The organism is Pseudomonas sp. FP597 (assembly GCF_030687435.1).
Lineage (GTDB): Bacteria > Pseudomonadota > Gammaproteobacteria > Pseudomonadales > Pseudomonadaceae > Aquipseudomonas > Aquipseudomonas lactucae.
Genome location: NZ_CP117432.1, coordinates 378,389 through 396,815 on the forward strand (window position 1 = coordinate 378,389; position 18,427 = coordinate 396,815).

Below are 18,427 nucleotides of genomic sequence, written 5' to 3' on the forward strand. Positions count from 1 at the left end.
GGGAAATGTGTGTAATCTCTGTGGGAGCCGTGTGCGGCGCCTGCAGGGATTTTTTATTGGGAGAGGGCTGATGTTCTACGTGCAACGCGATCAACACAACGCTTTGGTTCGCGTCGAGGCGCAGGCCTTCGCCGGCGCCACCGAGACGCTACCGTCCGGCGATCATGAGATTCTGGCGTGGTTTGCCGACGATGCGGTCGATAGCAGCCTCAAACAGCTCAAGCAAAGCGACCTTGAGATGATTCGAGTGCTTGATGACTTGATCCAGGTGCTGATCACCAAGAACGTGATGAGCATCACTGACTTGCCGCCGGCGGCGCAGGCCAAGTTTTTGGAGCGTACCAAGGCGAGGGCGACGTTGGGCGGCTTGAGCGAGCTGATCAATGACGATGAAACCGGTTTGATCTGACACGGCACACCTCCTTCACGGCAAGACCGTCAGGGAGGCATGAGCGTTCAGTGCTTTACTGCCAGGGCGCCGGTTCGCCGACCAGTTGGCCTTGTACCCCTTCGATACCCATCTCGCGGATCACCCGCAACTCACCTTCGGTTTCCACCCGCTCGGCAATCAACGGCAGATCAATGCTGTGGGCGGCACGCTGGATTGCCTCGATAAAAAAGCGCTTGTGGCTTTCCTGATCGATTGCACGGATGTAACTGCCGTCGACTTTGAGGTAGGCCAGGCCAAGGTTCGCCAGGTTGCCGATCATGCTGAAACGTCCGCCGAAACGTTGCAGGCCCAGGCTGTAGCCGAGGCTGCGCATGCGCCGGGTGAGGCGCTCCAGCTGGGTTTGCTCGGGCACTTGCTCTTCACCGATTTCCAGCGTCAGGCGCGGCCCCAGTGCCGGGTGTTGGGCCAGGCGTTCGAATACACGCTCCAACGCTTGCGGGTCGTTCAAGGTGGCGGCGGACAGGTTCAGCGCCACCGAGTGGTTGTGCTGTGTCAGGTGTTTGATCACCAGGTCGAGCATCAGTTGATCGAGCCGCGCGGTCCAGCCAAAGCGCTCCAGCCAGGGCAGGAACTGGCCCGCTGCAATGGTCTGGTCCTGGTTGTCGAGCAAGCGTGACAACACTTTGTAATGCAGCACCTGCCGGATGTCGCTGCTGCTGAGCACGGGTTGGAAAAACAAGCGGAAGCGACCTTGATTCAAGGCGTCGTCGAGCAAGGTATGCCAGCTGTGCGGGTCATCGCTGACCGTGCCAGGGACCCGGTGCTCCAGGCACACCCAGGTTTGACCTGCGCTGGCCTCGGCCTGGGTCAGCGCTTGGTCGGCCAGCATCAGCAGGTCTGCCGAGGCATCGCCGGGGTTGTACGGCGCAAGCCCGATGTAGGCCACGATCGGCATGTCGGTGGCGCCCGTTTCGTACAGGCTTTGCAGGGTGCTTTCCAGGGCCTGTGCCAGTTGCACCGCTTCGTCGCGTACCAGGCCAGGGGCGAGCACCGCGAACTCGCCGCCACGGCTGCGAGTGATCAGGTTTTGGGTCTCGGGATATTTGGCGCAGGTGCGCACCAGTTGCTGGCTGACGGCTTGCAGCAGTTGGTCGGTACGCTGCCCGCCAAGGCGCTGGTTGAGGCCGCTCAGATCGTTGACCCGCAACATCAGCAGGTAGCCTGAACTGGACTCTTCCAGATTGCTGACCCGGGAGTGCAGTTGCATCTCGAAATAGCGACGGTTGGCCAGGCCTGTCAGGCTGTCCTGATAGGACTCCACACGCAGCCGCTCGCTGCGCTCGGTCTGCTCATGGAACAGCGCCTTGAGCTTCTCCACCATCTGGTTCATGGCCTGCACCACCCGACGCAATTCGGGGGTGTGGGGCAGGTCAGGCAAGCTCAGGAACTCGCGACGGGCGATGGCGTGTGACTGCTCGACCATATAGTCCAGCGGCTTCAGTTGACGGCGCAGCAACAGCGCCCCCAATATCGCGCTCACGGCACCGCAGGCCAACAGCCAGCCCAGGCTGCCCAATGCGCTGCGCCACAGCTTGGCCAAGGCAAACATCGGGTGACTGACCACTTCAACCCGCGCCGCCTGTTGCCAGCCGCGGCTGACAATGGCATCGCCGCCGGCCGGCTCCAGACCGATCATTTTCACGAACCAGGCCGGTACGCCGCTCGCGTCCGGCTCGGCGGCGCGTTCTACCAGAACCTGGTTATTGCTCAGGTCTATCACGCGGATGCTCGCGTAGTAGCCACTGTCAAAGATCGAACTGACCATCAGCTCGGTCATCGCCGGGTCATCGATGTTCGGGGTCAGCGACAGCGCCAGCGCGGTGGCTGCGTCCTGGGCGTGGGAGCGCAGTTGATTGACGTACTGCGTACGCGAGCTTTCCAGGCTGACCATGAAGCTACCGCTGAATGCGACCACCAGGAACACGCAGATAGCGATCAGCAATTGTTTGAACAGTGACATCGTAGCTCCTGTTAATTGTCCGAACTGGCCGGAAACCCTTCAGCGGTCATTTTTTTCAAGACATCCTGCCAGCGTGACAGGCGCTTGGTGTCACCGACTTTTTTATTGCCCGCCGCGCCGGTCAGCCACAGCCCCTCGCCGTTGAACGCATATACGGGCAGCAGGTCTGTGCGTTGGCTGGCCGGCAGAATGGGGTCCATCAGGCTGTCCAGCACCAGGGGCATGGCTTCTGGGCTTGCATAATACGTCAGCACCATGTGCGCGCGGTTCTGGCGCAAGGCCTTGACGTAGGTGATGCGCAGCTTTTCGGCCGGCACACCCAAGTGTCGCAGGCTGAAGTATTTGGCGATGGCATAGTCTTCACAGTCGCCGGCGCCTTTCCAGAGGGATTGAATGGGGGTCGCCCAATAATCAATCTCGTGCCACAGATCGATGTCTTCTTCATAGTGCAGCTGACGGTTGAAGAACAAGTTGACCACTTTGAGCTGCTCGCTCTCGCTGACCTGCCTTTGTGTCGCCAGCAATTGTTGCCAGGCGTCGATGCGCTGACGACCGGGGCCGAGCGGTCCGTAAAGCGATTCGGCGCGGCGGCTGATCTGGCTGAAATCCCAATCGGCGAGCAAATCGCCCAGCAGGCCGCCACCCAGCAACAACGCGATGGCGACGCTGTACAGAATGCGCGGGAGTTTAAAGCGTATCGCCACTGCGATTACCAGAGCTTGCAGCATAGAAGGTGCGGCAATGGTGCGGTGATAGCCGGCAAAAAACAATGGCACGATGAAATCATCGGCGCTGGAAGTGCGTGAACTTAATCGTCAGTAAATTGGCTATTTTCCGCTCGTCCGAAACAGTTGTGGCTATTTCATCAAAATAATGACACATCCCCCCCGCTGTCACAGAATGTAGCGACCTGAGCGCCTACAAAAAGACTGCGGTAAATCCTTGTCTTACCGACCTTTGAGGTCTTTATCGGACGCCTCGTAGGAGTCCCGGCCATGAGTCGCACCGATGACCTGTTTGCCGTGTCCGGCCAGCGCGTCACCCGTGATCCCAGCGGGAAAAAAGCTCGACTGCACTTTTTCGGCACCCTCCCGTTTGATGATGGCACCCGCGCGAACCCAAAAAATGGTGTGCGCGCAGGGGGCCAGCCGTCCTGCGCCGATGACGCACCCCCGAGTCATCAACGGTTCGTGCTGCGCCCGACCGTGGTGGCGTTGATATCCATCAATGGCGGCGTTGGCCGCAGCACCCTCGCCACGGCGTTGAGCAGCGGCTTGCAGCGTCTTGGGGAGTCGGTGGTGGCATTGGACCTGGACCCACAAAACGCTTTGCGCCAGCACTTTGGGGTCGAACATGAGCGACTCGGCGTGGGTCGCAGCAGCCTGCTCAAGGCGCCGTGGACGACAGTTCTGCAAGCGGGCTTTTGCGGTTGCCAGGTGCTGCCTTTTGGGGATACCGATACCCGACAGAAGGAAAACCTGCAGCGCTGGCTCGCAGGCGAGCCCCAGTGGCTGGCGCGGCATCTGTCGGCGCTGGGGCTGAGCGAAGGGCATATGGTGATCGTCGATACGCCCGCGGGTAACAACGTCTATCTCAATCAAGCCCTCGGCGTGGCCGACATTGTGCTGGTGGTTGCCCAGCCGAATGCCGCCTGCCTCGGTACGTTGGATCAATTGGATGAGCTGCTGGCGCCTCATCTTGAGCGAGAGCGTGCGGCCCGTTGTCACTGGGTGATCAATCAGCTGGATGAAAGCTCGGCGTTTGACCTGGATATGCTCAAAGCCTTCACGCTGCGCCGGGGCGAGTCTCCGTTGAAGGTTGTGCACCGCGATCCGGCGATCAGCGAGGCGCTGGCCTTTGCCACGGACCCGCTGGAACGCACGGCGCCAAGCCTGGCGGCAGACGATATCAACGACCTGTGCCGGTTGTTGATCAGCCGAAAACGCACCTTGCAAAGCGCGGTTTAGACGCTAACGCCAGATGCTTATGCACAATCGGATGGATGGGGCCGGCTCGAAACAGCCATTTGGCGGAGCCGTTCTCATCACCCCGCAACTGCCTGTTTTACGGGCGTTTTATTTTGTGAACAAAAAATGACCAGCGCCGCTTTTGCGGTGAAACGTAGGTAGTTAAAGGTCTCGCAAAGAATCCATCAACAGAGTTATCCACAGGGCGGGGTGCGACAATTTTGCCCCTTAATCGCGCTCGGCAAGCACCATCAGGTTGCGCGGCGTCAGGGCGGGCTCGCAGAAACTGCCCACCTCAACCCTGTAGCCGCGCTCTGCCAGAAAGAGTGCCCGATCCAGCACCAGCCACAGCTCCAGCGGGCGCCGAAACAGACCACGCAGCAATTCCAGGTTTCTGACCTCGGCGAGGCGACGCCAACCGTCTGCCTCCAGTGTCGTCCGGTCCTGTTCACCTGTGGATAACCCTTTGAGGTGTGCCAATGCCTGGCAGTAGTCGGCGAAGGGTTTGTCCAGCCAGCTGGCGGGCAGGGAGGGCGTGGGCAGGTATTCATCGAGGCCACGTAACCGGCGTTGCAACTGATCGAAAGCCAGGCGACGGGCCATGGATGTGTCGCGCTGCAGGCGGACGCGTTTGCCGGCGGTGACGGTTTCGCTGAGGGGCAGGCCGAGATCGTCAAGCGACAGTTGCAGGGATGACGCGCGAGCCGCTTCGGACAGCGGCTGGTAGGCGTCTGCGCTGATGCGGTTGTAGCAGCAAGGGGCCAGCGCCAGTTGTTTGCAACCGGCGACGCTGGCCAGTTGCAGCAGGCGGGCGTGCAGGTCACCGCAGGCGTGCAGGGCGACCGGCGTGTGTTCGGAGCTGAGCGTCAGCGGCGCCATCACATCTTGCAGGCGATGGGTAGCGGGCAGTCGATGGTGGTCGCTCAAGGCTTGGCCGGCTGCGATCAGGGCCGGGTCGTGTTCCAGGCAGGTCAGTTGCTGGCCTGTGCCTAGCAGGCGCCGGCCAAGGTGGCCCTTGCCGGCGCACCAGTCCAGCCAATGGTTCGGCGTTTGCGCAAAGTGCAGGGCTGCGCCGAAGGCTTCGATCTGTTGCCATTTGCGCCCCGGTACGTCGACGTTCAGGCGGTGCGCGGCGGGTTGCAGGGGCTGGGCCGGTAACTTATCCACAGCACTGAGACGCACGGCCTCGGCGGCCAATGCCGGGAAAGGCGCGGGTGCGGGCAGTTGGTAAGGTTGGTTGTGGCTGGTTTCGGCCTCGGTCAAGGTGCGTTGGCGCAGCCATTGGGCGAGCTCAGGCAGCTCGCTTTCCCAAGGTAACCGTTGATGAGTAAAAGGCCGTGGTCGCCACAGCCTTTGATGCTCGATCAGGAACGCATCGAGCGCGGCAAAGCGCGCTTCAACGTCCCTGGCAGGCATCGACGCGCAGCCAGCGTTCCAACAGTTTGAAGCCCTGTACCAACAGGTAGGAGATCAGCAGGTAGAACACGCCGGCGGTGAAGAACATTTCCACGGTCAGGTAGTTGCGCGCAATGATCGTGCGGGCCATGCCGGTCAGTTCCAGCAGGGTCACGGTGCTTGCCAGCGAGCTGGCCTTGAGCATCAGGATCACTTCGTTGCTGTACGCCGGCAGCCCGATGCGCGCGGCGCGGGGCAGGATGATGTAGAGCAGCGTCTTGGGCCTGGACATGCCCAGCGCACGGGCTGCTTCGATTTCGCCAGGGGGAATGGCCTGGATGGCGCCCCGCAGGATCTCGGCGATATAGGCCGCGGTGTGCAGCGTCATGGTGGCAGTGGCACACCAGAACGGGTCGCGCAGGTACGTCCACATGAAGCTTGAGCGGATGCTGTCGAATTGCGCCAGGCCGTAGTAGACCAGGAACAGCTGCACCAGCAGCGGCGTGCCCCGAAAGAAAAAGATATAGGCGTAGGGCAGCGAGCGCACGTACCAGCGCTTGGACGAGCGCGCGATACCCAGTGGGATGGCCAGGATCAGGCCAAGAATCACGGCAATGCCCACCAGTTCCAGGGTCAGGATGGCGCCCTGGATAAACTTCGGCAGCCACTTGATGATGACTTCCCATTCCATTACGTCGTCCTCACGAAGCCGCGTGCGGCGCGTTTTTCCAGGAAGTGCATCGCCACCATCGACAGTGACGTCAGGCCCAGGTAAATGAGCGCGGCGACCATATAGAAGGTGAACGGCTGTTTGGTCACGGTGACGGCAATTTGCGCATGGCGCATGATTTCTTCGAGGCCGATCACCGTGACCAGTGCGGTGTCCTTCATCAGGATCAGGAACAGATTGCCCAGCCCTGGCAGGGCGATGCGCCACATCTGCGGCATGATCAACCGGGTAAAGATTCGCACCTTCGACAGGCCCAACGCCACGCCGGCTTCGCGGTGGCCTTTGGGGATGGAGATGATCGCGCCGCGCAGTACTTCTGTGGCGTAGGCGCCGAAACACAGGCCCAGCGCGATCACGCCAGCGGCGAAGGCGCTGAGCGAGAGGTCGGGAATGTCGAGCAGTTCGCCCAGCCCGCGCATGGCGTTGATGGTGCCGAAGTAAATCAACAACACCCACAACAGCTCCGGCACGCCGCGAACGATGGTCGAATAAGTGCCGCCCAGCCATTGCAGCGGCTTGTACGGCGAAGTCTTGGCCAAGGCGCCGGCCAGGCCCAATACCAGCCCCAGGCACAGGGCCGTGAGCGCCAGTTTGACGGTCATCAGCGCGCCGGCGGCAAGCGCGGGGCCGAATCCGTAGAGATCGAAATTCATGGTGTTTTCATATCGCGGCAGGCATTGCATAAAACCGGCGCGCCCAAGGGAGCGCGCCGGTCAGGTCGCTCAGGTCATTCGATGCTGAACGGGAAGTACTTGTCGTTGATTTTCTTGTAGGTGCCGTCTGCCTTGATCTCTGCCAGGGCTTTGTTCAGGCGCTCGCGCAGCGGGTCGCCCTTGCGTACGGCGATACCGATCTTGTCGCTTTCTACAACCGGGTCGCCCTTGAACTCGTAGGCGGAACCGTCTTTGCTCTTGAGCCATTCGTACTGCACGTACTTGTCGGCGAGGATCCCGTCGAGGCGGCCGGACGTCAGGTCGAGGTAGGCGTTTTCCTGGGTGTCGTACAGCTTGGCTTCAGTGTCCGGCAGCTTGTCTTCCAGGTAGCTACCGGCCAGCGTCGCACGTTGTGCGCCGATGACTTTGCCCTTCAGGTAAGCAGCGTCGGTCTTGAAGTCCGCTGTGGCTTTAGGTGCGATGAACTGGAGCTTGTTGGAGTAGTACGGGTCGGTGAAGTCAACGGCCTGTTTGCGCTCCTCGGTGATCGACAGCGAGGACACCAGAAAGTCGAACTTCTTGGCGTTCAGGGCCGGGATAATGCCGTCCCAGTCCGACACATACACTTCGCACTTCTCGACTTTCATCTTGGCGCACAGGGCGTCGCCGATGTCCTTGTCGAAGCCCACGACGTTGCCGCTGGCGTCTTTGTTATTGAACGGCGGGTAGGCCGCTTCGATCCCCATCTTCAACGTTTCTGCCATGGCCGTGGCGCTGAACGCCATCGAGACGGCCGCGGCCAGAAGGAATTTTTTATAGTTCTGCATGCATGTTGCTCCGTTAGCGGTTGCTGGACATGAATTGTTTGCAGCGCGCCGAAAGCGGGTTTTCAAACACCTGCTGTGGCGATCCTTGCTCCTCGACCAAGCCTTGGTGAAGGAACACCACTTCACTGGACACCTGGCGGGCAAAGCCCATTTCGTGAGTGACCAGCAGCATGGTGCGGCCTTCTTCGGCCAGCGCGCGGATCACATTAAGTACTTCCTGGACCATTTCGGGGTCAAGGGCTGAAGTCGGTTCGTCGAACAGGATGACCTTGGGTTGCATCGCCAGGGTGCGCGCGATGGCCGCGCGTTGCTGCTGCCCACCGGACAGTTGAGCGGGATAGGCGTGGCGCTTGTCGGCGATGCCGACCTTGGCCAGCAGGGCTTCGGCCACTTCTATCGCCTCGGCCTTGCTCTGGCCGAGCACACGGCGAGGGGCCTCGATGATGTTGTCGAGGATGCTCATGTGCGGCCACAGGTTAAAGTTTTGAAACACAAAACCGATTTCGCTGCGCAGGCGGTTGATCTGCTTGCCGTCGGCGGCCATCAGCTCGCCGTTTTTCGCGGCCTTGAGCTTGAGCGCTTCGCCGGCCACCAGGATCTCGCCCTGGTGCGGGTTTTCCAGCAGGTTGATGCAGCGCAGGAACGTGGACTTGCCGGAACCGGAGGAACCCAGGATCGAGATCACATCGCCGTCGCGAGCGGTCAGCGAGATACCCTTGAGTACCTCCAGCTCACCATAGCGTTTATGCAAGTTGCGGATTTCAAGCGCGGGCGTGGCCTCGGCCATGTGCGTACCTCTTGTGTTCGTTGCGATCTGCGCTGTTGGGGCGCCTTCCTGGCGAGGCGCCAAGCTAGCATAGCGTCCGGATGACACCAACAGCGCCGCGGACGGTAAACAGACGGTGTGCGGCGGGGTGTCGCATCGATACAGCAGGGTGTCGCGCCATCAACAACCGAACAACCGTTTGAACCCGAGAAACCGCAGGCTTCGCGTAAAAAAGGGCGCGATGGTGCCAGCTTTGGCCGGGTGTTGGAAGGGTTAAACGGGCAAACGGTACCTATCGGCCCTTTTGTGGGGCGTCGCGCACGCTTTGTGTGTGTTTATGGTGCGCTTGTGCGTGTTGAATGTGGGTCGCCCGGTAACGAAATAGCAGAATGCCATTGTTCTCAATGACTTGCGATGACTGCTGAAATGTCCTACAAGCCTCGTCAATTGGGAGTTTGTAACATTTTGGCGCAAAACTTGCGTAAAAAATAAAGAACGCCCTGTTGGTTTCTTTTCACGATGAGGGTTCCACGCAGGGTGGACCGTTTTCGCAATTCCTCGCAAAGGTGTGTCAATGAGTAGTACGCAAAGCTCCAATGACCTCGAACAGGGGCTCAAACCGCGTCATGTCACCATGCTCTCGATTGCCGGCGTTATCGGTGCCGGCTTGTTTGTCGGCTCCGGCCACGCGATTGCCGCCGCCGGCCCTGCCGTGCTGCTGGCTTATGCCGCTGCGGGGACGCTGGTGGTCTTGGTCATGCGCATGTTGGCCGAAATGGCCGTGGCGTCGCCGGACACCGGTTCGTTCTCCACTTACGCCGACCGTGCGATCGGTCACTGGGCCGGTTTTACCATTGGCTGGCTGTACTGGTGGTTCTGGGTGCTGGTGATTCCCTTGGAGGCCAACGCCGCCGCGACCATCCTGCATGCCTGGTTCCCGGATGTGGCGATCTGGGCGTTCACGCTGGTCATCACCCTGCTGTTGACGGCGACCAACCTGTTCAGCGTGAAGAACTACGGTGAGTTCGAGTTCTGGTTTGCGCTGATTAAAGTCGTTGCGATCGTGGGCTTTGTGATCCTCGGCCTGGCGGCGATTTTCGGCTTTTTGCCCACCAGCCAGGTCAGTGGCGTGTCGCACCTGTTTGACACCCAGGGCTTTATGCCCAATGGCATGGGTGCGGTATTGGCGGCGATCCTGACCACCATGTTCTCGTTCATGGGTACCGAGATCGTCACCATCGCCGCGGCCGAATCGAAGAACCCGGGTCAGCAAATCACCAAGGCCACCAACTCGGTGATCTGGCGGATTGGCTTGTTCTACCTGCTGTCGATCTTCATCGTCGTGTCCCTGGTGCCGTGGAACGATCCGACCCTGGCGGCGGTAGGTTCCTACCAGACCGTGCTGGAACGCATGGGCATCCCGAACGCCAAGCTGATCGTCGACCTGGTGGTGTTGGTTGCTGTGACCAGCTGCCTGAACTCGGCGCTGTACACCGCGTCGCGCATGCTGTTCTCCCTTAGCCGTCGTGGTGATGCACCCGCTGTGGCCAAGCGCACCAATAAAAGCGGCACGCCGTATTGGGCGGTGATGCTGTCCACCGGCGCGGCGTTCCTGGCCGTGTTTGCCAACTACGTGGCACCGGCGGCGGTGTTCGAATTCCTGCTGGCCAGCTCCGGCGCCATTGCGTTGCTGGTGTACCTGGTGATCGCCGTATCGCAACTGCGCATGCGCCAGAAGCGTACGGCGGCGGGCGAGAAGATCGTCTTCAAGATGTGGCTGTTCCCCGGCCTGACCTACGCGGTGATGGTGTTCATCGTGGGGACGTTGACCTTCATGCTGTTCCAGGAAGCGCACCGGGTCGAGATCATTGCGACGGGGATCTTGAGCTTGCTGGTGGTGATGGCGGGGCTGTTTGTGTCGAGTCGCCGCAAGGCGCAGCGAGCGGGGGCTGCGGTACTCAACTGACGAAATGCGGTAAAAATGTGGGAGGGGCGGTGCGACGATTCGACTTGCCCCTCCCACAATTTGTTTTGCATCAGTCTGGCGAGTTGGTCAGTGCCTGGGACGCCGCCACGTAGTCCGCCTGGAACGCTGGCGATTCAATCCACGCCAGCGCCGCCGCTTCATCATCACTGTCCGTGGCCCATTGCCGATACTCGATCAGCGCCGCCAGGATAAAGTCGGTGGCTTCTTCTTCGCCTTCCTGTTCCAGCACCAGCGCCAGCAGCGGGTGGGCCAGGAATGCCGCGCACAACGCCTGTTGGCTGATCTCGCCCGCGGCGCGCATCTCCACGAACAGCTCGGTCAAATCCACCGACTCAAGGTCAATGCGGCTGTCATCGCCCGCGAAGGCATCCGGTTTGGGCGCAACGGCGCGTTGGGTGCGGTTCTGCTTGGCCTTGGTCTTGGCCCGTTGGGCACGTTTTTGCTGCTTGTTCGGCGAGGCCATGGGCTTGCGTCCTGGGGTGAAGGATCTGGGTGGGGTATTGAAGCGCAGGTTGGGGCAAATCCCAAGGGTTGCGGGTGTGTTTCGTCACACGCAGCCCTGTGTTTTGGTTTTATTTTTAGTACCAGTTAAGCGGTTTGCCAGCACTTGTCCGGGCTTTGGCAGGGTCATTAACCTTCGACGCTCGCGCCACTCGTTGGCGGGCCGTGGATCGTTCCGGCGCACGGCTTTGGCAAAACCTTACATCTGAGAGAAACGACAGCAAACCATGGACAGATTAGACTTGCAGGCATCCATTACGGAGGTCTCTATGAGCATCCCACTTTCTCCTATCGTTTCGGAATTTGAAACAGAAGAGCAGGCCGCAAGCTACGACCGTTGGTTTAGGGCCAAGGTGCAGGCGTCAATTGATGATCCTCGTCCGAGTATTCCGCATGATCAGGTTATGGCTGAGATGCGCGCGCTGATCGAATCCAAGCGTAAAGAGCGTGATGCAAGTTGTTTGGCGGCCCGAGGCGCGGGCTGAACTCCGGGAGATCCTTCTGGCTTTGTCGACTATTTCGCTCGACCTTAAGTCAGTAGGCACATAGCCTCGCACTTTTGCGATACGCCAGAGCCCACTCCATGACCCGCGACACCCTCGAACACCACCAGATCCCCCTCTACTTCGTCACCGTCCTCCTGGCTGCCGTCGTTGGCCTGCTCGCGCCTCTATCGGCTCACACTCTCAGCGTATGGATCACGCCCGCCATTGCGATACTGATGTACGCGATGTTCCTGCAAATTCCCTTTCTGGACCTGCGTACAGGCTTGAGCAACAAGCGCTTCCTGTCGGCGTTGTTGCTCGCCAATTTCATTCTGGTGCCGGTGCTGGTGTGGGTATTGACCCGTGGCCTGGTGGCTCGCCCGGCGTTGCTGGTGGGGGCGTTGCTGGTGTTGCTGACGCCGTGCATCGACTACGTGGTGGTGTTCACTCACATCGGTAAGGGCGACTCGCGATTAATGCTGGCGGCCACGCCGTTGCTGTTGTTGCTGCAGTTGGCGTTGTTGCCGGTGTACCTGGGTTTGATGCTGGGGACGCAGTCGCAGGTAGTGGTGCAGGCGGGACCGTTTATCGAGGCATTCGTGGCGCTGATTTTGCTGCCGATGGTGCTCGCGGTGCTGACCACTGCTCTGGCACGACGCTCGACGGTTATCAATGCCTGGAATGACGCGTGGGCCTGGTTGCCCGTGCCCGCGATGGCGCTGGTGCTGTTCGTGGTGATCGGCTCGCAAATCACCTCGGTGGTGCGTGATATCGGCTTACTGATGCCGGTGATCCCGATTTATGTGGCCTTTGTGCTGCTGGCGCCATTGGTGGGAATGCTGGCTGCGCGACTGTTGGCGTTGCCGGCGCCCACGGCGCGTGCGGTGACGTTCAGTGCATCGACACGCAACTCGCTGGTGGTGTTGCCCTTGGCGCTGGCGCTGCCCGAAGACGTGCGCGGGCTGGCGGCGACGGCGGTGATCCTGCAAACCCTGGTCGAGCTGGTGGCCGAATTGATCTACATCCGCCTGATCCCGGTAGTGGTGTGGCCCTTAAAACGCTGAACCGGTAAATGTTCAAGCCTGTTCAGGCGCTGTTCAGGGACGTGGTCGGCAACATACGTCGGCGTTCTCCACCTGGCAGGTCAATCGATGGGTCACCACAACCGTTTTCGCCTCGAATCCCTGGGCATTTTCCTGTTTGCCTTGTTGCTGTTTACCTTGGGCATCTGGGATCAGCAGCCCCAGGGATTTGACGGGCGCTGGGCGCTGTTCATGCAGGAAATGTTTCGCCATGGCGCGAGTCTTTTCCCCACCACCTATGGGCAGCCTTACGCGGACTACCCTGGCACCGCGACCTTCCTCAGTTTTATATGTGCCCGCTTGTTCGGCGCGCCCAACCATCTGGCGAACGTGCTGCCCACCGCCCTGGCGTCCGCCGGGGTCGTCGCATTGATGTATCGCCTGCTGGTCCCGTCAAGTCGGCAGTGGGCGCTGCTCACTGTGTTGCTGACCCTGCTCACCACTCAACTGCTGGAAAAGTCGCGTTCGGTATGCCTGGACCAGATGGTGGCGTTGCTGTGTGTCGGCAGTTTCTACCTGCTGCACAGTGGTGAGCGCCTGGGTTCGCGGCTCCGGCGGTTGGCGGTGTTCCCGCTGTTCATCCTCGGCTTTGCGATACGCGGGCCGTTGGGGTTGATCGAGGTCTGCGGCGTGGTGTGCGTGTATTGGGCGCTGGGCAAGCCGGGGGAGCGAGTCAGGCAGGTGCTGATCCACGGTGTCGTCGGCCTGGTGTTGCTGGCGGCGTGTTGGTGGTTGTTGGTGAAGCTGGCGCGCATCAGCGGCGGCGAGGCGTTTGCCGATGAGGTGTTCAAGATGCAGGTCGGCGGGCGCCTGGATGAAAGCGGCGAGCCCTTCTACTTTTACTTTCAGTTGAGTCTGTATCGCTATTTCCCCGTGGTGCCCCTGGCACTGGCCACGCTGGTTGCCTTGCGCCATCGCTGGTCCGTGCGACACAGCGATGACGATGTGCAACGGGTGGTCAGGCTTGGCGCCTGCGGCTTGATGATCTTGCTCGGTCTGTCGGTGCCACACTTCAAGCGCGCTTATTACATCCTGCCGATGGTGCCGCTGTTTGCCGCTGTCGCCGCCTATGGGCTGCTGCAAGCGCAAGGCTGGCTCGTGGGCGTGCGTCGCTGCTACGAGGGCCTTGTCGCGGCGCTGCCGGCGTTGTGCGTGGTTGTGGTGTTTGTGTGTCGGCACGGGTGGCAAAAGCACGGTTACTGGCCGGACGTTTCGCTGCCGTTGTTGATTGGCGTACTGGTGGTGTTGCAAGTGTTGGCGTTGATTGCCTGGCGCCGGGCGGGGCGGCTGGTGTGGCTCAGCTTGATCGCATTGGTGGCGCAATGGCTGCTGCTGGTGAGCGTGGTCGAGCCGGCCAAGGATCTACAGTTCGACACCCGCACCTTTGTCAGCCAGGTGGAGACGTTGCGCCAGGCACAGCCGGGGCCCCTGGTGTTTATCAACCTCGGTCGCGATACCTGGGCGGTGCGCTACATGATGAACCTGGACCATGATGAGCAGCCGCTGTTTGTCGGCGGCAACCAGCTTGAGCGATTGGACGCTGTGCCGCGGCCGGCCTGGGTGATTGTGGCGCGCAAGGAGACCGCGCTGTTGAAGGGCACGCCCGTTGAGCATCTGGTGCCAAGTTTTGAAGGGCGGTTGAACGACAATCCGCTGATGGTGTTTTTGCTTGAGTAAGCGATGAGTATCTCTAACTGCGCGGAGCGTTATCTCAAAAAGCCGATGCCGCAGCCCTTGCGGCATAAGGCACGAGAGGATGGGAAGTGAATTCATTATCTCAAAATCGCCGCTTGGATAAGTCAAATCCCGGACAACAAAAAACCCGCACTAGGCGGGTTTCTTGTGTGCTTTCAGGTGGGCTTGGCATCACCTGAAAACGAAAGGTGGTGCCCAGAGACGGAATCGAACCGCCGACACGGGGATTTTCAATCCCCTGCTCTACCGACTGAGCTATCTGGGCAACGGGGCGCATTAAACGGGTTTTTCAGGGGGTCGTCAAGCAAGTTTTCAAAAAATATTTAATTATTACCGTCGCTTACGTGCCGACCCCGGTTTTTGATCAATTATTGAGCAGGTGGCACGTAACCTTCGGCTTGGGCGTATTCCTTGCCGGAAAAGAACTTGTCCATCTCGCCCTGCAGGTATTTGCGGTCTTCGGCGTTCATCATGTTCAGGCGTTTTTCGTTGATCAGCAGGGTCTGGTGTTTTTGCCAGTCGGCCCAGGCTTTGGCGGAGACGTGCTCGTAAATGTCCTGGCCCTTGGCGCCCGGATACGGAGGGCGCTCCAGAGCTGGCAGTTCTTCTTTGTACTTGCGGCACATTACGGTGCGGGTCATGACGACTCTCCTGCATTCAATACGTCGGCCGCGCGCTTCAGCAGTTTCTTGACCGGGGCGGCAAGGCCCAGGCGCGGCGGGGTGGCGAGGTTATACCAGAGCCAGTCGGCCTCGGCCACGTGAAGGGCGGTTTCCTCGACCCGCACCAGCCAGGGTTCGATGGCCAGTTGGAAGTGGCTGAAGGTATGGATCAGCCCCGGCAGCTCCTGGTGCTTGCCCAGTTCGAGCGCGTGCTGGTCGGCGAGGTGATCGAGGTCTGCCAGGTCGTCCAGTTCGGGCAGGCTCCACAAACCGCCCCACAGCCCCGTGGACGGGCGCCGATAAAGCAGGATCTCGCCGTCGGCATTGGCCAGCATCGGCATCAGCGTGCGTTTCTGCGGGATGGTCTTGCGCGGCTTGGGGATCGGGTAGCGCGTCTCCAGGCCGAGCATGTGGGCTTCACAGCCTTTTTCCAGCGGGCACAGCAGGCAGCTGGGTTTGCTGCGGGTGCAGAGCGTGGCGCCCATGTCCATCATCGCCTGGGTGTAGGCGTTGACCCGATCATGGGGCGTGAAGCGTTCTGCGGTGGCCCACAGCTGTTTGGCCACCTTGGGCTCGCCTGGGTAGCCTTCTTGCGCGGTAAAGCGCGCCAGTACGCGCTTGACGTTGCCGTCGAGGATCGGCGCGCGCAGGCCCATGCTCAGGCTGGCGATCGCGCCGGCGGTGGACAGGCCGATGCCGGGTAATTCGGTGAGCTTTTCCACATCACGGGGAAACTCGCCGCCGTATTCGGCCACGATGATTTTTGCGGTCTTTTGCAGGTTGCGCGCCCGGGTGTAGTAGCCCAGGCCGGTCCATAGGTGCAGCACTTCGTCTTCCGGTGCGGCGGCCAGGGCTTCGACCGTTGGCAGCGAGGCCATGAAGCGGTCGAAGTAATTGAGCACGGTGCTGACCTGGGTCTGTTGCAACATGATCTCCGACACCCACACCCGATAAGGCGTGATGCCCTGTTGCCAAGGCAGGTCGTGGCGGCCATGGCGGTCGTACCAGTCCAGCACCGCCGTTGAAAACTGCTCGTTTCTCATCGTTTGAACAGGCCTTTCAAAGCATCTTTGAGCTGTGGGTTGACCTTGTCGAGCTTCTCTTCCAGCTTGTCGCTGAGCTTGTTGCCGGCGGCCTTGAGCGCCACCTGGCTCAAGCCGTCCTTATCCAGGCGGCAGGCCTTGGCGCCCAGCTCCAACGGGCCGCGGCAGCGCAGCGGTACTTCGATGTCGCGGAAGTTGGCGCCCACTTCACAGGCCGGGTCCGGCACTTCGCGCTGGTCGCCTTCGACGATGATGCCGACGCGGTAGTCCATGCCCAGCACGCGCAGGTCGACGTCACCGTTGCCATTGACCGCCAGCCCTGGGATGCGCACTTTCAGGTCGGGGTTGTTGGCCACGCCGTTGCGCAACGTCAGGTTGCCCTTCAACTCCTGGAATGGCGTGTCTTTGCCGCGCTGTTCGCCGCTCAAGGTCTTGCGGTTGAGCATGGCGATGCCAGTGCACAGTTGCTGCTCAAGGTTGGCGTTGAGCAACACGCCGTTGTTGATCGCAAAACTGGCGGTGCCGTTGAGGCTGTCGATCAGTGCCTTTTGACTATTGCCACGGCCGGTCAGGTTGCTGTCGAGCGTGACCTGGCCTTTGACCGGCGGCGTTTGCCCCTGGGCTTGCAGGATGCGCTCGATCGGTACTTGCCTGATGCGGCTTTGCAGCGCCAGTACCGGTACGTCCTGGCGCACATCGAGCGTGCCGTTGGCCTGGAACGTACCGTCGTAGAGCCCGCCGCTGAGCGTGTCGAGCTTGAGCTGGCCATTGATGCCGGATGCTTTGAGCACCGCATTCTGGATCGGCAGTTTGCTCAGCGTCAGTTGGCCGAAGGCCAGATCGGCGTCTACGTCCAGCTTGCGCAGGTGCGCCAGCGGTAGCAGTTTGTCGGTGCTCCAGGCGCTTTTGGTCGGTGCATCCGGCAGCGGTGTGGTGCCGCCGGCCGCCATGGCGCCGGCTTCGCTGTTCTGCACTTCGGCCTGGCGCGCAGCGGTTGCGCCCTTGGCGGATTCGGATTGCGCCGGCAGATAGTTGTCGGCGTTGAACGTGTCGCCCTTGAGCTGCACGCGCAATGACTGCTTGGCAAAGTCGTCCACGGCCACGCGGCCGGTGAAGGTGCTGCCGTCGAGTTTCAGGTTCAGGTCCTCCAGGGCCACGCTGGTCGGCGTGCCCTTGAGGCGGCTGACCAGTTCGACCTTGCTCAGGCTGCCCTCGGCCATCGGCGGCAATGGGCTGCCGATGCTGTCGAGGAACTTGGCCAGGTCGAACTGGGCAATGGACAGGGCGCCGCTGAGCTGCGGGGTCTTGTCCAGGTCGTTGACCTTCAGTTCACCCAATGCGCGCAGTTGGTTGGCCGAGAGCTTCATGTTGGTCCATTCGGCGATATTGGCCGCCTGGTCCACCAGCAACTGGCCCTGGGTGGAGAAGGTGACGGTCTTGCCTTGCAGCGGCTCGCCGGTGGCTTCACCACTGATGCGCATGTCTTCGAACTGGTAACGCTTGAGGGCACGCTGGATGCGCAGGTTGCCGTTGAGCTCGGTCTTGACGCGCATGACCGGCTGGTTGCTGCCGAAGAAGGCGGTGAGTTTCACCGGGATGCTTGCGCCTTCATGCACGGCGCCTGCGCTCAGCTGGATGCTTTCGGCGCTGAACTGCTTGCCGGTCTGCTCGTCGTTGTATTCGATGCGGGCGTTGTTGATCGTCAGGCTGTCGATATCCAGGCGGATCGGCTGGGCGGGCTTTTCCGGCTTGGTTTCAGCAACCGGTTCCGCAGGAGCTGGCGCGGGGGCACCCGCCGTGGCGTCGGGTACGTTCTTGCCGATGTCTTCCCAGTTGCCATGACCCTGCTTGTCGCGGGTGAGGCGCAGGTTCAGGCCTTCGACGCGCACGTCGCTCATCTGCACTTCGCGGCGTAGCAGTGGCAGTACGCGCACTGAAAGGCCGAGCATTTGCAGGTCTGCGAAAGGTTGGGTCGGGGCGGTCAGGGTGGCCACGCTGGCTTCATGCAGCTCGAGGCCGAGCCAGGGGAACAGGCTCCAGCCGATGTCGCCATTGAGCGTCAGCTCGATGTGGGCCTTGTCGCGGGCAATCTGGCGAATCTCTTCTTTGTAGTCGTTGGGATCGAACAGGTGGGTCAGGGCAAAGCCGAGAGCCACGATGATCAGCAACAGCCCGAGAAGTACCAGACCCAGGATTTTGCCGAACGCTTTCATGGGCGAGTCC

General features: G+C 60.9%; 17 protein-coding genes and 1 tRNA gene. 6 read left to right on the forward strand and 12 right to left on the reverse strand.

What is annotated here, in order from left to right:
• Window positions 1-70: 70 nt before the first annotated feature.
• Window positions 71-409 (forward strand): tryptophan synthase subunit beta, encoded by a 339-nt coding sequence (locus tag PSH66_RS01655; RefSeq protein WP_305428262.1) that lies wholly within the window; start codon window positions 71-73, stop codon window positions 407-409.
• A 55-nt stretch (window positions 410-464) separates the two neighbouring features.
• Here the strand turns inward: PSH66_RS01655 and lapD are convergent, their stop codons facing one another.
• Together lapD and lapG are read right to left on the reverse strand one after the other, a co-directional pair.
• Window positions 465-2,411 (reverse strand): cyclic di-GMP receptor LapD, encoded by a 1,947-nt coding sequence (gene lapD / locus PSH66_RS01660; RefSeq protein ID WP_003171084.1) that lies wholly within the window; start codon window positions 2,409-2,411, stop codon window positions 465-467.
• Between the two features lie 11 nt (window positions 2,412-2,422).
• Window positions 2,423-3,139 carry a cysteine protease LapG gene (gene lapG / locus PSH66_RS01665; protein ID WP_042945546.1) on the reverse strand — a complete coding sequence of 239 codons (717 nt, stop codon included), beginning with the start codon at window positions 3,137-3,139 and terminating at the stop codon, window positions 2,423-2,425.
• Window positions 3,140-3,406: 267 nt separating this feature from the next.
• Here lapG and bcsQ point away from each other — a divergent pair, with 267 nt between their 5' ends.
• Window positions 3,407-4,378, forward strand: a complete 972-nt coding sequence (gene bcsQ, locus PSH66_RS01670) for a cellulose biosynthesis protein BcsQ (protein WP_305428263.1) — start codon at window positions 3,407-3,409, stop codon at window positions 4,376-4,378.
• A gap of 228 nt (window positions 4,379-4,606) precedes the next feature.
• On the opposite strand, the gene PSH66_RS01675 is transcribed toward bcsQ, so the two are convergent.
• The 5 genes from PSH66_RS01675 to PSH66_RS01695 all read right to left on the reverse strand — a co-directional run bounded on the left by PSH66_RS01675 (window position 4,607) and on the right by PSH66_RS01695 (window position 8,770).
• Entirely contained in the window at window positions 4,607-5,794 is a 1,188-nt protein-coding gene (locus PSH66_RS01675) for a methyltransferase (protein ID WP_305428264.1), read from the reverse strand.
• Window positions 5,775-6,464 (reverse strand): ABC transporter permease, encoded by a 690-nt coding sequence (locus tag PSH66_RS01680; RefSeq protein WP_078731146.1) that lies wholly within the window; start codon window positions 6,462-6,464, stop codon window positions 5,775-5,777. Before PSH66_RS01680 ends, PSH66_RS01675 begins: the two co-directional genes overlap by 20 nt.
• Window positions 6,464-7,156 carry an ABC transporter permease gene (locus PSH66_RS01685; RefSeq protein WP_042944049.1) on the reverse strand — a complete coding sequence of 231 codons (693 nt, stop codon included), beginning with the start codon at window positions 7,154-7,156 and terminating at the stop codon, window positions 6,464-6,466. The genes PSH66_RS01680 and PSH66_RS01685 overlap by 1 nt, the downstream gene beginning before the upstream one ends.
• Before the next feature lie 74 nt (window positions 7,157-7,230).
• Window positions 7,231-7,983 (reverse strand): ABC transporter substrate-binding protein, encoded by a 753-nt coding sequence (locus PSH66_RS01690; protein WP_003171091.1) that lies wholly within the window; start codon window positions 7,981-7,983, stop codon window positions 7,231-7,233.
• Window positions 7,984-7,996: 13 nt separating this feature from the next.
• Window positions 7,997-8,770: an ABC transporter ATP-binding protein gene (locus tag PSH66_RS01695; protein WP_003171092.1), complete on the reverse strand. Its 774-nt coding sequence runs from the start codon at window positions 8,768-8,770 to the stop codon at window positions 7,997-7,999.
• A gap of 553 nt (window positions 8,771-9,323) precedes the next feature.
• Between PSH66_RS01695 and gabP the strand changes: the two genes are divergently transcribed.
• Window positions 9,324-10,715: a GABA permease gene (gene gabP, locus PSH66_RS01700; RefSeq protein WP_305428265.1), complete on the forward strand. Its 1,392-nt coding sequence runs from the start codon at window positions 9,324-9,326 to the stop codon at window positions 10,713-10,715.
• 70 nt (window positions 10,716-10,785) lie between these two features.
• Here gabP and PSH66_RS01705 read toward each other — a convergent pair whose 3' ends face one another.
• Entirely contained in the window at window positions 10,786-11,199 is a 414-nt protein-coding gene (locus tag PSH66_RS01705) for a hypothetical protein (protein ID WP_141063114.1), read from the reverse strand.
• Window positions 11,200-11,506: 307 nt separating this feature from the next.
• Here PSH66_RS01705 and PSH66_RS01710 point away from each other — a divergent pair, with 307 nt between their 5' ends.
• The 3 genes from PSH66_RS01710 (at window position 11,507) to PSH66_RS01720 (ending at window position 14,481) form a co-directional block, all read left to right on the forward strand.
• Window positions 11,507-11,722 (forward strand): hypothetical protein, encoded by a 216-nt coding sequence (locus PSH66_RS01710; protein WP_042945548.1) that lies wholly within the window; start codon window positions 11,507-11,509, stop codon window positions 11,720-11,722.
• Window positions 11,723-11,820: 98 nt separating this feature from the next.
• Window positions 11,821-12,786, forward strand: coding sequence for an arsenic resistance protein (locus PSH66_RS01715; RefSeq protein ID WP_305428266.1), 966 nt, complete (start codon window positions 11,821-11,823; stop codon window positions 12,784-12,786).
• Window positions 12,787-12,873: 87 nt separating this feature from the next.
• Window positions 12,874-14,481, forward strand: a complete 1,608-nt coding sequence (locus PSH66_RS01720; protein ID WP_305428267.1) for a glycosyltransferase family 39 protein — start codon at window positions 12,874-12,876, stop codon at window positions 14,479-14,481.
• Between the two features lie 207 nt (window positions 14,482-14,688).
• On the opposite strand, the gene PSH66_RS01725 is transcribed toward PSH66_RS01720, so the two are convergent.
• The 4 genes from PSH66_RS01725 to PSH66_RS01740 all read right to left on the reverse strand — a co-directional run bounded on the left by PSH66_RS01725 (window position 14,689) and on the right by PSH66_RS01740 (window position 18,417).
• Window positions 14,689-14,764 (reverse strand) — tRNA-Phe (locus PSH66_RS01725).
• A 103-nt stretch (window positions 14,765-14,867) separates the two neighbouring features.
• The gene (locus PSH66_RS01730; RefSeq protein WP_305428268.1) at window positions 14,868-15,140 is read right to left on the reverse strand and encodes an oxidative damage protection protein; all 273 of its coding nucleotides are present in this window, start codon (window positions 15,138-15,140) and stop codon (window positions 14,868-14,870) included.
• Window positions 15,137-16,204 (reverse strand): A/G-specific adenine glycosylase, encoded by a 1,068-nt coding sequence (gene mutY / locus PSH66_RS01735; protein ID WP_305428269.1) that lies wholly within the window; start codon window positions 16,202-16,204, stop codon window positions 15,137-15,139. The genes PSH66_RS01730 and mutY overlap by 4 nt, the downstream gene beginning before the upstream one ends.
• Window positions 16,201-18,417 carry an AsmA family protein gene (locus tag PSH66_RS01740; protein WP_141063109.1) on the reverse strand — a complete coding sequence of 739 codons (2,217 nt, stop codon included), beginning with the start codon at window positions 18,415-18,417 and terminating at the stop codon, window positions 16,201-16,203. The genes mutY and PSH66_RS01740 overlap by 4 nt, the downstream gene beginning before the upstream one ends.
• Window positions 18,418-18,427: the final 10 nt, after the last annotated feature.